This is a genomic window from Nannocystis punicea (assembly GCF_026965555.1).
Classification (GTDB): domain Bacteria; phylum Myxococcota_A; class Polyangia; order Nannocystales; family Nannocystaceae; genus Nannocystis; species Nannocystis punicea.
The window spans coordinates 7,351,320-7,365,371 of sequence record NZ_CP114040.1; the positions used below are offsets into that span (position 1 = coordinate 7,351,320).

Genomic DNA, 14,052 nt, shown 5'->3' on the forward strand with positions numbered 1-14,052 from the left:
CGACCCGTGCCCACTTCACGACTGCACCGCAGCACCATCGCCTCCGCGGCGAGGGTCTGCCTCGCCGTGGTTCTCACCTGTCCTTTCGTACATCTCGGCTGCGTCCTCGAGCCCAGCCCGCTGGGCGAGTTCCCGAGCGACAGCGACACCGCGGGTCCAGGCGAGGGCGACACCCTCGTCGTCACCTCGCAGCACGTCGACGGCACCACCTTCGAACCGACGCCGACCACCACCTTCGACCCCGTCACCACCGGCGACCCGATCGACGAGACCACGGGCGAGCCCGCCACCACCGGCGACGACCCGCCGCCGGAGTCCGGCTGCATCGACGGCGGCGCCTGCGATCAGCTCGACGTCCTGTTCGTCATCGACAACTCGGGCACCATGGGCGAGGAGCAGAGCCAGCTCGCCGACAGCTTCCCGGCCTTCGTCAAGCTGCTGCGCGGCCTCAGCGACGCCAACGGCCAGCTCGTCGGCGCCGACGTGCACATCATGGTCACGACCACCGACGTGCCGCACCCGCTGTGCACCCCGTTCGAGAAGCCCGACTACGACGCCGCCGACGGCGAGCCGATCGAGACCCCGTGCACCGACCGTCTGGCGCGGTTTACCGGCCTCGGCGCCGATCCGCCGGTGATGTCCGAGATCTGCACCTCGCGCTGCTCGGAGGCCGCGCCGTCGGTCCCCACCGATCCGTTCATCCACTTCAACCCCACCACGCACAACGTCATCGATCCCGACGGCATGGGTGATCCCGCGGCCGACGCCCTCGCCTGCATCGGCCCGCAGGGCATCGATGGGTGCGGCATGGAGTCGCCGCTCGAGGCCATGCTGCGCGCGCTCGACCTCGAGGCGCGGTGGAACGGCGGCGAGCGGCCGTTCCTGCGCCCCGGCGCCCCGCTGGCGGTCGTCCTCGTCACCGACGAGACCGACTGCTCCACCCTCAACTTCGCCTACTTCGATCCCAAGCTCGCGGACGACCCCGAGTTCAGCAAGTACTGGCCGCGCGATCCCGACAGCGGCGACAAGAGCGAGCCGACCAGCGCGGTGTGCTGGAACGCCGGCATGACCTGCGCCGACGACGACAACGACGGCGTGTTCGAGTGGTGCATGTCCGAGGACAAGCAGGTCCTCCACCCCGTCGCGCGCTACACCCAGGCGCTCGCCGACCTCCGCCGGCTCCACGGCAAAGACGTCGTCATGCTCGTCCTCGGCGGCGTCCCGCGGGTCACCGCCCACAACGAGGCTCCCCCGTTCGAGCCGGTCGCGGGCGGCGTCGACGCCCTCGTCTACCGCCCCTGGCTCCCTGAGGACATCCTGCCCGGCGACACCGACACCCCCGCGCAGAAGCAGTTCGAGTTCGGCATCGGCCCCGGCTGCGTCGGCCCGGCCGGCCAGGCCGTCCCGCCCGGCCGGATCCAGGAAGTCTGCCAGTCCCTGGATCTCCCCGACGACCCCGACACCGCCTTCAACGAACGCGCCGTGCGCTGCTGCATCGAGTCCGTCTGCGACAGCGACTACACCGCCGCCCTCGGCTGCCTCGCCGGCATGCTTCAGCCGACCCTGCAAGCCATGCCCTGAAGAGCATGTTCTCAAGGGCATGTTCTTTCGAGCATGCCCTCATGAACACATCTCTTCAGGCGCGCCCGAAGATGCCGCTCGCCTCGACCGCGCGGTCGTTAGCACGGGGGCGGCGTGCCGTCCGGCAACGACGGCTGCGGCTCACACGGGCCGAAGCCTATCGGCGTGCAGCCGACGGTGTGGAAGGCGCGAGGTCCGGAGTCCGAGGCGGTGCAGACGAGCCGCGGGTTCGGCTTGCAGATCGTGAACGGCCGGCAGCCGAGGAACACCTGGACGGCCGGCTCCGGCATGCACCACTGCTCGCCGAGACACTCCGCGGGGACGCCGAAGAGCCCGACGCACGCGTCGCCCATGGCGGCGCACTCGGCTCGCTCATGAGCGCAAAGCAACCATCGGGATCGGGCTCGGGTGGCTCGTCGTGAGGCCCGACCGACACGAGACACACGCTGGCGCCGGTGGTCGCCGCCCCGGTGGCGCCGGACGGATCGACTGTGGCGTCACTGGTCGTCGGAGTGGCTGTCGTGGCCTCAGAAGCCCCGCCATCGGCGGCGTCCCCGGAGGGATCGACGGTCGAGGCGCCGGCAGTGGTGGTGGAAGACGTGGTGGTCCCGCCGTCGGTGGCGTCCCCAGGCGCCCGCGTCACGCAGGCGAGGGTGCTCAGCAGCGCGAGCCACGGGAGCGGCGATCGATGGCGGTGAACGGATCTACGCATGGCAAACTCCTCATCACAGGGACGCCGTTCGCCGCGGTAGCGAGTCGGCGTCGGGGTGTCTCTCTGCACGACCATCACCCCGGATCGCAGACCCCGTCGCAAGTATTCTCGACCACCCCCTCGAGCAAGAACTTCCCGAGGATCGCCTGCACCGCCGGGTCGTCGACTGCGGCCCCGTGCGCTCCGTTATCCCCCTCGGCCGGCAGGTTCTCGACCGGAGGCAGCGGCCCCTTCTTCGTATCGACCTGCAGCAGCGCCGACCCCGTGAACCCGGCGGGCGCGTCCTCGATCCCCCACACCGGGTACACCGACGGCGCAGCCATCGACATCCCGTACGAGCGGGCCATCGCCTCCGACGCGACGTTGGCCACCTGCGCGTCGCCGATCGACTCGATGAGCAGCAGCGCGTCGTCGGCCTCTGCGATCACCGAGCGGTACGTCACCGGGTCGGCCACGTCGAACACTGCCTGGTACAGCGCGAACAGGAACTCCCGGTTTTGCACGCTCGGCTGGGTCGCCGCCCACACCGAGTTCACCTGCTCGAACGCAGTCGAGCGCCACACCATCAGCGAGTAGTTCGACGCTCCGACCACCAGCACCCCGCGGTGCAGGTTGGGAGCCATCGCAGTCACCGTCGCCCCCATGATCCCGCCCTGAGAGCCCCCGAGGTAGTAGACCGTCGACGGGTCGATCAGCCCTTGCAGCGCAGGATCGTCGGCCAGCTCGCCCTGGACCAGGTATGCCAGCGTCGTGAAGTTCACCGTCGACTGCACCAGTCGTTCGCCGAGAGCGCGGCCGCCGACGAAGTTGTTGCCGAGCATCCCGATGACCGCCGCGATGTCGTCCTCCGACATCCCCCAGAAGTCCGTCCCCGCGATGATGAGCGACCCGTTCTTCTTCGCCACCGACTCCGCCTCCGAGCCGGAGCCGAGCAGGCCGTGGCCGTACACCGCCACTGGTGCCGGCGTTTTCGCCTCGAAGATCGCTTGCGGCACCGCGATCCAGAACTTCGCCGTCGCGGAGTTCGAGCAGTCGGGCAGGCCTGCCGGATCGCGGGCGAACACAGCGCCCGGCCCGCTGTCGCCTTCCAGGCAGCTCGGCACAGTGAACGTCCCGCGCACCACCAGCGGCACCGCCGTGCCCGGGAACTCGCTCACCTCCTCGATCGTGTAGCCGAGGTCGCCGGCTTCCGCGGTCGCCACGACCTGCGGCATGATCGCCGTGAAGTCGCGCTGCAGCTCCTCCTGCGTGTTCGTCGTGAAGTCCCACGCCAGCTGCAGCGCCGATCGATCGATCCCTGCGGCGGCCAGCGCCGCGAAGATCTCGTCGTAGCGTTCACGCTCGGCCTCGAGCTGCGGCACGTCGGTCGCGAGCTCGTCGCGGAGCGCGCGGAACAGCGGCGAGGCCGGGATCTCCTCGCCGTTTTTATCGCGCAGCCCGCGAACGGCGACGACATAGCGTTCGCCTGTCCGCGGCTGTCGCATCGGCCGCACGAAGATCGTCTGCGGCTCGCCTGCCACTGCCGTCGCATCGACCTCCGCGAAGTACGGCCAGCGTTCCCCCGAGCCGACCTCGAGTAGCACGATCGGCGCGTCGTCGGCCAGCGAGTGTCCGATGTCGGCGATCGGCGGCAGCGCGGCCCCGTCGATCGGCACCGGCGAGGCGAAGCGGATCTGCGCGTTGGGCGTGAACCCGGGCCGCCCGTTGAGGAATTCATCCGCGGGGAATTCGGTCTGCTGCGTGTTCTTCGGCAGCAGCCCCGCGGGCAGCGCGATCGCCAGGCCCGTCGGACTCTCCGGCGCGGGCGTCGTGTAGAAGTTCGACGGCCACGGGTACACGCACTGGCCGCGGCCTGCGGGATCGCCGAGCGGATGGCAGCCGGCCTCGATGTCCGCGCGACCGACGGCCTCGCAGATCCCACCGACGCACGCCTCGTCGGCGGCGCAGCCCTCGGGGCAGTCGTCCTGCGCGGCCGTGGATCCGGAGCTGCCCGAGGACGAGGTCGTTGGGACAGGTTCCATCGGACCTGTCGTAAGGGACATCTCGGAAGTCGCGTTCGTCGTCGACGCATCGTCCGTCGCGCTGCCGGCGGCCGGATCCTGGCAGGCCACGAGGCCTGCGGTGATGAGAGAGGCGAGGCTCGGTTTCCGCACGATCGACCGAGTACCCGAGCGCCGGCCCGGGCGGCAACCACCTTCTCGGGGCCTCGCGCCTGCGCGCTCGGGACGGCAGCGGCTCAGGAGCCGGCGAGCGGCCGCGACCACACCCGCACGATGCGATCGTCGGGCGTCCGCTGATACAGGACCAGCTCGGCGATCGTGAACTCGCCGGGCACGGTCAACGAGAACAGCGCGCTGATGTCCGCGTCGGTGAGCGGCCCTGCCATGCGGATCGTGCAGTGGGGGAAGAACGGGAACTGGCTCTCCTCGAACGCGATCCCCGAGTGTTTGAGCGCCTCGTGGAGGGCCATGAACGGCATCGGGTCCGACATGCTGAGGCAGAAGATGTCGGTGTCCGGGAAGCGGACCATCCCGCCGAGGCTCGCGCGGATCGGCGCCCACTCCTGCGCGATGGCCTCGAGCTTGGGTTCGACGCGGTCCCAGTGCAGCTGCGGCAGCATCGCGCCCACGCCGCTCGATCCCGTGATCGTGATCTCGGGCGGGAAGTCCTTGAGCCGCTGACAGTAGCGGCGGCGCAGCACCATCACTTCCGACGCCTGCGGCTCGGGCAGGTCGAGGCAGATGTACGTCGGCGAGACGAGGTTCATCGCTCCAAGATCGGTAATACAACGCTTTCACGGGCGCGTCACGGGCCGACCTCGCCGCGTGGGGTCTTCCGCGGACAGGGAACCTCAGCAGACAGGGCCCCTCACGGTGCGCGCCGTGGACGCAGATCTTGACCCCCTTTATGGTGGACGACCAGCAAGGAGCCGCCCATGCCCAGGCAGCGTCGTTTCGCCCGCGCACCATCCAGGCCGCAAGGTCCGGGAGGGATCGCGGTCCTCCTCACTCTCACGGCGAGCCTCGCCGGCGGTTGCTACCACGGCGCCGGCCAGGATCAGAGCGCCAGCAACCCGACGCTCACCGGCGGCGAGGATCCCACCGAGACCGGTGGGCCGAATCCCACCGGCACCGCGGGCGATCCGACCGAGGGATCCGACCCGACCGACGGCGGCGGTGAAGAGTTCGCCCCGGCCCCCGCCCGCCTGCGCCTCCTGCTCGCGCGCCAGTACCGGAGCTCCGTCGCCTATCTGCTCGGCGACGCCGCGGCCGCCAAGGTACAGACCCCGCCGGACAGCGCGCTCAACGGCTTCGAGTCGATCGGCGCCGCCCAGCTCGCGCTCAACGATCAGGCCGTCGACACCTACGAGAAGTCGGCGCGAGCGATCGCCGCCGCCGCCGACGACGCGATCCTCGCCAGCTACCACACCTGTGTCCCGACCGGGCCCGACGACGACGCCTGTCACAAGGAGTTCGTCGCCAACTTCGGGCGGGTCGCGTGGCGTCGCAGCCTGACGCAGGCCGAGATCGATCGCTACGGCGCGGTCGGCCGCGACGCCGCGCTCGCGTTCGGCAGCTGGGAGTCGGGCCGCGAGTACGCCCTCGCCGGTCTGCTGCAGTCGCCCTACTTCCTCTACCAGGTCGAGGTCGGCGAGCCCGATCCCGACGACCCGGCGCAGCGCGTCCTCACCGGCGTCGAGCTCGCCACGCGCATGAGCTTCTTCCTGCTCGACACCACCCCGACGCGCGAGCTCATCGACCTCGGCGAGGGTGACGGCCTCGTCACCGCCGACGACGTCCGGGCTGTCGCTTGGACCATGCTCGAAACGCCAGCCGCGCGCGCCGCTCTCGGCGGCTTCTTCGCCGAGGTCCTGCGCCTGCGCACCATCGAGAACCTGCCGAAGGATCCCGGCGTCTTCCCGGCCTGGTCGCCCGCGCTCGGCGTCAGCATGCGCGAGGAGGCGCTCAAGCTCATCGACGACATCGCCTTCACCCGCGAGGCCGACTTCCGCGACTTCCTCGACGCCCCGTACACCTTCGCCAACGGCCCGCTCGCCGCTCTCTACGGCCTCATCCCCGACGCCAACGTGCTCGGCGACACCTGGCAGAAGTTCGACCTCCCGGCCGAGGGCAAGCGCGGCGGTCTGCTCGGCCAGGGCGGCTTCCTCGCCGCCTACGCGCACATCAGCAGCACCTCGCCGACCCTGCGCGGCAAGTTCGTGCGCGAGGTGTTGATGTGCCAGGGCATCCCGGCGCCGCCGCCCGACGTCGTCACCGAGCTGCCGACCGGCGAGAACTACCCGACCATGCGCGAGCGCCTGGCCGAGCACCAGACCAACCCGTCGTGCTCCGGCTGCCACAAGCTCATGGACGACATCGGCTTCGGCCTCGAGAACTTCGACGGCATCGGCGCCTTCCGCCTGGTCGAGAACGGCGTCGACCTCGACACCGTCAGCTTCCTGGACGGCGGCGAGTTCGACGGCGCCCGCGAGCTCGGCACGCTGCTGCGCCAGAGCCCGGCGGTCACGCGCTGCCTGGTGCGCAACCTGTTCCGCCACGCCACCGGGCACCTCGAGGTGCCCGGCGAGGCCGAGGCGCTGAAGGACCTCGACCAGCAGTTCGAGGACAACGAGTACCGCATGAAGGAGCTCCTCGCCGAGCTCGTCGCCAGCCCCGCCTTCCTGCGCGTGGGGACCCCCGAGTGAAAGGAGCACGAGTCATGAAGCGCCATCAACTCAGCCGTCGCACCATGCTCCGCGGCGTCGCCGGCGGCACCACCGTCGCGCTCGCGCTCCCGCTGCTCGAGGCCATGCTCAACTCGAACGGCACCGCCCACGCCGACGGCACCGCCCTGCCGCGGCGCATGATCACCTGGCACTTCGGCAACGGCGTCGCCCTCGTCGACCCCGCCGACGTCGGCAAGGGCAACCGCTGGGCCCCCGCCGAGACCGGCCCCAACTACCCGCTGACCCCGCAGCTGGCCGCGCTCGAGGGCGTGCGCGAGTACTGCAACCTGCTGACCGGCTTCGACATCAAGGCCTCGTCGAAGCACCGCCGCGGCCACCACGACGGCTGCGCCGGCTTCTTCTCCGGCTACCCGTTCATCGAGCTGCCGCACGCCGAGAACAGCTACTCGTCGAAGTTCGGCGGCCCCTCGATCGACCAGGTCGCCGCCGCCGCGGTCGGCGGTCAGACCTTCATGCCGTCGCTGCAGCTTGCGGTGTCCAAGCGGGTCATCGGCGGCGAGGGGCCGACCCTGCAGTACCTGTCGCACAAGGGCCCGGACCAGCCGCTGCCGCCGTTCTTCAACCCGCAGGAGGCGTTCGCCGCCCTGTTCGAGAGCTTCGTCCCGCCGGACGACCCGACCAAGGGCCCGCGCGTCGACATCCTCGACGCCGTGCGCGAGGACGTGAAGGCGCTCAAGCTGCGGGTCGGCAGCGCCGACAAGCTCCGCCTCGACGCTCACCTCGCCAGCGTCGAGCAGATCAAGAAGCAGATCGAGACCCTGCCGCCGGCCTGCACCCTGCCGGGCATGCCGATCGAGACCAACATGGACATCGACGGCGTCGAGCCGATCGAGCTCGTCAACGCGGCGATGGTCGAGATCATCATCGAGGCGTTCCGCTGCGACCTCACCCGGATCGTCAGCGTCCAGTTCTCGGGCTCGGTCGGCTACCACATCTTCGCCAGCCTCGGCCACAGCAAGGGTCACCACGACATGACCCACGACACCGCCGACAACGAGGCGGTCGACCAGACCACGATCAAGACCGTCGAGTGCTTCGCCGTCCTGCTCAATCGCCTCAAGGAGACGGTCGAGGGCGACGGCAACCTGCTCGACAACTCGTGCGCGATCCTCGGCAGCGACGCCGCCTCGGGCTACACCCACAGCGTGTTCGACCAGCCGTGCATCGTCGCCGGCCGCGGCGGCGGCACCCTGCGCTACCCCGCCGAGCACTACCACTCGCCCTCGAGCGAGAACACGTCCGACATCCTGCTCGCGTGCCTCCAGTCGGTCGTGCCCGAGGCCACCGAGGTCGGCGCCACCAACGCCGACGGCGACGGCTACTCCAACACCCCGTGCGCCGCCCTCCTGGCCTGAGAGACAGCGCTCGCTGACGCGAAAGACAGCCCCCGCGGCGAGGTCGGCGCAGCCGGCCTCGCCGCAGTCGCGACGGACGACATGTCCTGCAAGACAGGCTGAAGCCCGGCCCCGCCACGCGTGTGACATGCCCGGAGGGACAGCCTCATCCTGCCCCCGCTCGCGCCTCGTCGTCACCGACCTGCCCCGAAGGACACCTCCACCTCCGACCTCGCGCCCGGCCTCGTCGCCTCCTACCTGCCCCGAAAGACAGCGCCACTCCGGCCTCGCGCGAGCGCCTGGCAGCCGCAGACCTGGCCCGAAGGACAGCTTTTCCGCGCCCGATCTGCCCCCGCGCCCCGTGCGGCGGCCTCGCACCGGCCCCGACACGACCTGGCTCCCGAGACAGCTCGCCGGCCGGGTCCGCCTCGAACCGGCCGGGGGGCGATCTACACCCCTCCGCCCGCCCAGGCTCTGGATCCCCCCAGGCGGAAGGGGATTTCTCGCCGTCTCGCGCTGCTCGCGCATCTCTGGAAGGCCGCCAAACGGCCGCCAGGGCCGGTTTACGGGCGTTTCGGCGTCGACCGTGCACGCGGCGTCGCGCTCGCACCCGGGGACGGCCGGCGCCGGTTTTTCGTCGTCGGCCTGCCGATCGAGCGAGCACTGGCCCCGGCTCCAGGTAGTGTGGTCGCCGCTCGCTGACCGCGGTCTGAGAGGCACACCGAGATGAACCTGAAAGACGTGAATTCGACCCTGACCGAGATCGAAGACGGCCTGATGGGCGGCCTCGCCACCATCGACGTCTTCAGCAAGACCTCCGGCATGTCGGTCGCCGGTATCCGCAGCTCGCCGAAGGCGTGCGCCCTCTTCAACATCCTGTGCGAACGGATCACCGAGGCGCTCAAGAAGTCCCAGCTGCCGGTGCCCGACTTCGTCTATCAGACGCTCCTTCGCCTCGGCGACGAGGGCAACGTCATGATCATCGTCGTCGACCTGACCGACAAGTACCGCATGGGCATGGCCGTCGACTGCCTCAAGGCCCCCCTCGGTATCCTCGTCAGCGTCGTCCTCCCCGACACCATCCCGCGGCTCCGCAACTCGCTGCGCTAGTCGGCCGCGGCTGCGCGCCCGCCCGGCGTCCCCAGCGACTCCGGGCGGTTTCGTCGCGACCGCACGTCGAGCCCGACGCGCCGTAACCGTCGCTCACCTGTCCCCAAGCACAGGCGCCGAGGCGCCGCCGTTCGATCTGTCCCCAAGTACAGGCGACCAGGCGCCGCCGTTCGACCTGTCCCCAAGTACAGGCGTCCAGGCGCCGCCGCATCACCTGCCCATCAGGACAGCCTCACCCTCGCCCGCTCCTCACTGGTTCCAGGCCGACGCCGCGTCGGCGAGCCCGGGGCACTTCTCCAGCAGGTCGGCGCACACGTCCTCGGTCGAGTCCGGCTGGTTCCGCTCGCACGCCTGCCACGCCTCGGCGCGCTCGATGCTGCGATCGGTGCGCAGCGTGAAGCAGCGTTCGACCTCCGCCACCATGGCTGCGCACGTCGACCCGCCCACGTCCTCGACGCAGCCCACGGGTCAATCCGCGACCGAGGCCTCCGACGCCCCCGAGAGCGCCGGCACGCGCCGCGCCGTCCACTGCAGCAGCGAATCGAGCGTCGGGCACAGCGACTGCCCCCATTCGGTCAGGCGGTATTCGACGCGCGGCGGCACCTCGCCGAACACCTCGCGACGCACCAATCCGTCGCTCTCCAGCCGGCGCAGCTGCTGCGCCAGCATCTTCTGCGACACCTCCGGAATGGCGCGTTCGAGCTCCGAATAGCGCAGCACCTTGCCGCCGAACAGGTTGAACAAGATCCGCAGCTTCCAGCGGCCCTCGAGCAGCGCCAGCGCCTCGCCGACCGCCTCCGCGGCCGCGTCCGGCGTCATCGGCTCGGACTTACCTGCGGGTGAGCGGCTCACTTTTTCGTGCGTACTTGTCACGTCACCAGACTAGTCCCATCTTCGCGGTCCGAGCAATCGGCGGCCGGCGAACGACGCGCCGCGCGTGCGCTCGCCCGGAGATCGATCCATGAGCCAGGCCACGCCCCTCTTCTACGATTCCCGCGAATTCACCGGCAAGCGCGTCCTCGTCACCGGGGGCACCCAGGGCATGGGCGCCGCCGTCGTCCGCCGCCTCGCTGCCGGCGGCGCCACGGTCGCCACCACCGCGCGCTCGAGCTTGCCCGAAGGACAGGAGCCCGCCCTGTTCGTACAGGCCGACATCTCCACCCGCGAGGGCGTCGATCGGGTCGTTCGCGCCGTGACCGACGCCTTCGGCGGCCTCGACATCCTCGTCGACAACGCCGGTGGTTCGACCGCCCCCGGCGGCGGCGCCCTCGCCCTCGACGACGATCACTGGCGCCACGACCTCGACCTCAACCTGCTCGCCGCCGTCCGCTTCGACCGCGCCTTCCTGCCCGGCATGGTCGCCCAGCGCCGCGGCATCATCCTCCACGTCTCGTCGATCCAGCGGCGACTGCCGCTCTACGAGTCCACGCTCGCCTACGCCGCCGCCAAGGCCGCCCTCACCACCTACAGCAAGGGTCTGGCCAAGGAGTTCGGCCCCCAGGGCGTCCGGATCAACAGCATCGCCCCCGGCTACGTCGAGACCGCCGCCGCCCACGCCCTCGTCGTCCGCCTGGCCGCCGAGGCCGGCACCGACGAGGCCACCGCCCGCAACGGCCTCATGACCTCGCTCGGCGGGATCCCCATCGGCCGCCCCGGCAAGCCCGAGGAGGTCGCCGAGCTGGTCGCCTTCCTCGTCTCCGACCGCGCCGCCTCGATCCACGGCAGCGAGACCACCATCGACGGCGGCACCGTCCCGGTGGTGTGAACCGCCCGGGCGCCGCGATTCATCACAGGACCTTTCGGGCATGTCCCTTTCGACATGCCCTTGCGGTCTCCTGTGATTCAGCGGACCACGAGCATCCGGATCTCCGACATGTCCTCGACGGCGAAGCGGAGCCCCTCGCGGCCGAGGCCGGAGTCCTTGACCCCGCCGTAGGGCATCGGGTCGGCGCGGAACGACGGCACGTCGTTGATGATCACGCCGCCGACCTCGAGCGAGTCCCAGGCCTGGTACATGCGGTCGATGTCGCGGGTGAACACGCCCGCCTGCAGGCCGAACTTGCTGTCGTTGACCTGCCACAGCGCCTCGTCGAACGAGGCGAACTCCTGCAGCAGCGCGACCGGCCCGAACGCCTCCTCGGCGGCGATCGGCTGGTCGCGCGGCACGTTCTCGAGCAGCGTCGGCGCGATCATCACCCCGTCGCGCTGGCCCCCGCACAGGAGGCGCGCGCCGGCCTTGACGGCGGCGTCGATCCACTCGGAGATCCGGCGCGCCTCCTTCTCGGAGATGATCGGGCCGATGAACGTCTCCTCGTCGCGCGGGTCGCCGGCGCGCAGCTTCATCGTCGCCGCCACCAGGCGCTCGCGCAATTCGGCGTAGATCGGCGTGTGGGCCAGGATCCGCTGCACGCTGATGCAGCTCTGGCCCGACTGATAGAACGCCCCGGTGACCAGCCGCGGCACCGCCTTCTCGAGGTCCGCGGTCTCGTCGACCACGCAGGCCGCGTTGCCGCCCAGCTCGAGCACCACCTTCTTCTTGCCGGCGCGGGCCTTGAGCGCCCAGCCGACCGCGGGCGAGCCGGTGAAGCTGAGCAGCTTGAGGCGGTCGTCGGTGGCCAGCGCGTCGGCGCCGGTGCGCGGGCACGGGACGATCGACCATGACCCTTCGGGCAGGTTCGTCTCGGCCAGCACCTCGCCGATCAGCAGCGCCGAGATCGGGGTCGCGCTGGCCGGCTTGAGCACGAACGGGCAGCCGGCCGCGATCGCCGGCGCGATCTTGTGGGCCGCCAGGTTGAGCGGGAAGTTGAACGGCGAGATCAGCGAGCAGGCCCCGATCGGCACCCGCTTCCACTGCCCGCGGGTGCCTTGCAGGCGCGGGCTGGTGGCCATCGGCAGCACCTCGCCGACCGGCCGCGTCACCTCGGCGGCGGCGGCCTTGAACGTCTCGATGAGGCGGCCAACCTCGCCGCGGGCGTCGCGGATCGGCTTGCCCGCCTCGATGCACAGCACCCGTGCCAGCTCGGCCGCGCGCTCCTCGAAGCGGCGAACGCAGTGCTCGAGCGCCGCCTGGCGGGCGTACGGCGGCAGCGCGGCCATCGCCCGCGTCGTCCCGGCGGCGGCGGCGATCGCCGCGTCGAGCGTGCCAGGGTCGGCCTGGGCCACGCGGGCCGCCTCCTCGCCGGAGAACTTGTCCAGGACGGGCAGGTCGAAGTTGGCCTGCACCGCGCGGCCGCCGAGGAACAGGGGGTATGTCTCGCGGAGCATGCCTCGGTTTACACCACCTCGGGACCGGCAGCGACCGCCCCGCGCAGCAACGCCCCGCGCACGAACACCGCGCGGGCGGGCGCCGCGTCGCGCCGGAACGCCAGCGCGTCGAACAACCCCTCGGCGGCCGCGATCTCCGGCGCGTCGATCACCGCCAGGTCGGCCGCGTGACCCGGCTGCAGGCAACCGAGCTCGGCCGCCATGCCGAGCGCGCAAGCTCCGCCCCGGGTCGCCAGCCACAACAGTTCCTCGGCCGTCGCGGGCGCCCCGGCGATGAGGCTCGCATCATAGGCGCCGGCGATCACCTGGCGCAGCGAGAAGCTGCGGCCCGCGCCGACGTCGGTGCCGAGGCCGACGCGGATGCCCCGCCCGGTGGCCGCGCGCAGGCGCATGCAGCCGCTGCCGAGGAAGAAGTTGCTGTCGGGGCAATGCGCCACCGCCCCGCCGGCGGCCGCCAATCGATCCCACTCGCCGTCCGACAAATGAATGCAGTGCGCGAACAACGAGCGCGGCCCCGACAACCCGTGCGATTCGTACACCTCGAGGTAATCGCGGGCCGCCGGGAACGCCGTCGCAGTGTGCAGCAGCTCGTCTGTATTTTCGGACAGGTGCGTCTGGACATGCAGCCCGTGCGCCTCGGCCAGCCGGCCCGCCGCGCGCAGCAGCTCGGGCGAGCAGCTGAGGGCGAACCGCGGCGTGACGCAGAACCCGAGCCGGCCGTCGTGGCCGTGCCAGCGGGCGATGAGCCGCTCGCAGGCGGCGATCGCCTCCTCGACGCCGACGAGCAGCCCGGGCGGCGCCCCGCGGTCCATCAGCGTCATGCCGACCAGCGCCCGCAGGCCGGACCGGCTCAGCTCCTGGAACAGCACGTCGGTGGCCGCCTCGTGGCTGGACCCGTAGATCGCCGCGCACGTGGTGCCGTGGCGGATCAGCGCCTCGCAGAACTCCCACGCCACCGCGGCCGCGTAGCGCACGCTGTGGAACCGCAGTTCCTCGGGGAACACGGTCCGCTCGAGCCAGCGCAGCAGCGGCCCGCTGGCGCTGCCGATCACGCGCGTCTGCGGGAAGTGCACGTGGGTGTCGACGAAGCCGGGCAAGATCACCGCCCCCGGGTACGACTGCGGTAGCGCGCAATCGTTCGGCGCCGGCGCGATCGAGGCGATCCGGCCGTCCTCGCCGATCGTCAGCAGCCCGTCGGCGATGCGCTCGATCTTCGCCTGTCGCGGATCGGGGCACAGCAGACGTCCCCGCAGGACGCGGGCGCGGGACGGGGTTTTCGCGGGGCCGTCGGTGATCGTCGACAT

The 14,052-nt window shown here is 71.0% G+C and carries 12 protein-coding genes; 5 read left to right on the forward strand and 7 right to left on the reverse strand.

Translation table 11 applies throughout. From position 1 onward, the window contains the following. Positions 1-6 precede the first annotated feature (6 nt). A complete protein-coding gene (locus tag O0S08_RS28290; protein WP_269032446.1) occupies positions 7-1,581 on the forward strand; it encodes a hypothetical protein in 1,575 nt (524 codons plus the stop codon). Positions 1,582-1,679: 98 nt separating this feature from the next. On the opposite strand, the gene O0S08_RS28295 is transcribed toward O0S08_RS28290, so the two are convergent. From O0S08_RS28295 to O0S08_RS28305, 3 genes are all read right to left on the reverse strand, one after another. After that, positions 1,680-1,934 carry a hypothetical protein gene (locus O0S08_RS28295; RefSeq protein WP_269032447.1) on the reverse strand — a complete coding sequence of 85 codons (255 nt, stop codon included), beginning with the start codon at positions 1,932-1,934 and terminating at the stop codon, positions 1,680-1,682. Between the two features lie 433 nt (positions 1,935-2,367). Continuing rightward, positions 2,368-4,314 carry a hypothetical protein gene (locus tag O0S08_RS28300; RefSeq protein ID WP_269032448.1) on the reverse strand — a complete coding sequence of 649 codons (1,947 nt, stop codon included), beginning with the start codon at positions 4,312-4,314 and terminating at the stop codon, positions 2,368-2,370. A gap of 215 nt (positions 4,315-4,529) precedes the next feature. Further along, entirely contained in the window at positions 4,530-5,060 is a 531-nt protein-coding gene (locus O0S08_RS28305) for a 2'-5' RNA ligase family protein (RefSeq protein WP_269032449.1), read from the reverse strand. Between the two features lie 168 nt (positions 5,061-5,228). Between O0S08_RS28305 and O0S08_RS28310 the strand changes: the two genes are divergently transcribed. The 3 genes from O0S08_RS28310 to O0S08_RS28320 all read left to right on the forward strand — a co-directional run bounded on the left by O0S08_RS28310 (position 5,229) and on the right by O0S08_RS28320 (position 9,484). Beyond that, the gene (locus tag O0S08_RS28310) at positions 5,229-6,998 is read left to right on the forward strand and encodes a DUF1588 domain-containing protein (RefSeq protein ID WP_269032450.1); all 1,770 of its coding nucleotides are present in this window, start codon (positions 5,229-5,231) and stop codon (positions 6,996-6,998) included. 14 nt (positions 6,999-7,012) lie between these two features. Further along, complete coding sequence (locus O0S08_RS28315; RefSeq protein ID WP_269032451.1) at positions 7,013-8,395, forward strand: DUF1552 domain-containing protein; 1,383 nt, start codon at positions 7,013-7,015, stop codon at positions 8,393-8,395. Positions 8,396-9,100: 705 nt separating this feature from the next. Beyond that, positions 9,101-9,484, forward strand: a complete 384-nt coding sequence (locus O0S08_RS28320; RefSeq protein WP_269032452.1) for a hypothetical protein — start codon at positions 9,101-9,103, stop codon at positions 9,482-9,484. Between the two features lie 249 nt (positions 9,485-9,733). Here O0S08_RS28320 and O0S08_RS28325 read toward each other — a convergent pair whose 3' ends face one another. Both O0S08_RS28325 and O0S08_RS28330 read right to left on the reverse strand, forming a co-directional pair. Continuing rightward, a complete protein-coding gene (locus tag O0S08_RS28325; protein WP_269032453.1) occupies positions 9,734-9,907 on the reverse strand; it encodes a hypothetical protein in 174 nt (57 codons plus the stop codon). A gap of 45 nt (positions 9,908-9,952) precedes the next feature. Then, positions 9,953-10,357: a winged helix-turn-helix transcriptional regulator gene (locus O0S08_RS28330; protein WP_371879501.1), complete on the reverse strand. Its 405-nt coding sequence runs from the start codon at positions 10,355-10,357 to the stop codon at positions 9,953-9,955. Between the two features lie 88 nt (positions 10,358-10,445). On the opposite strand from O0S08_RS28330, the gene O0S08_RS28335 reads away from it, so the two are divergent. Continuing rightward, complete coding sequence (locus O0S08_RS28335) at positions 10,446-11,249, forward strand: SDR family oxidoreductase (RefSeq protein ID WP_269032455.1); 804 nt, start codon at positions 10,446-10,448, stop codon at positions 11,247-11,249. 77 nt (positions 11,250-11,326) lie between these two features. Here the strand turns inward: O0S08_RS28335 and O0S08_RS28340 are convergent, their stop codons facing one another. Together O0S08_RS28340 and guaD are read right to left on the reverse strand one after the other, a co-directional pair. Then, complete coding sequence (locus O0S08_RS28340) at positions 11,327-12,748, reverse strand: aldehyde dehydrogenase family protein (protein WP_269032456.1); 1,422 nt, start codon at positions 12,746-12,748, stop codon at positions 11,327-11,329. Between the two features lie 8 nt (positions 12,749-12,756). Continuing rightward, complete coding sequence (guaD, locus tag O0S08_RS28345; RefSeq protein ID WP_269032457.1) at positions 12,757-14,052, reverse strand: guanine deaminase; 1,296 nt, start codon at positions 14,050-14,052, stop codon at positions 12,757-12,759.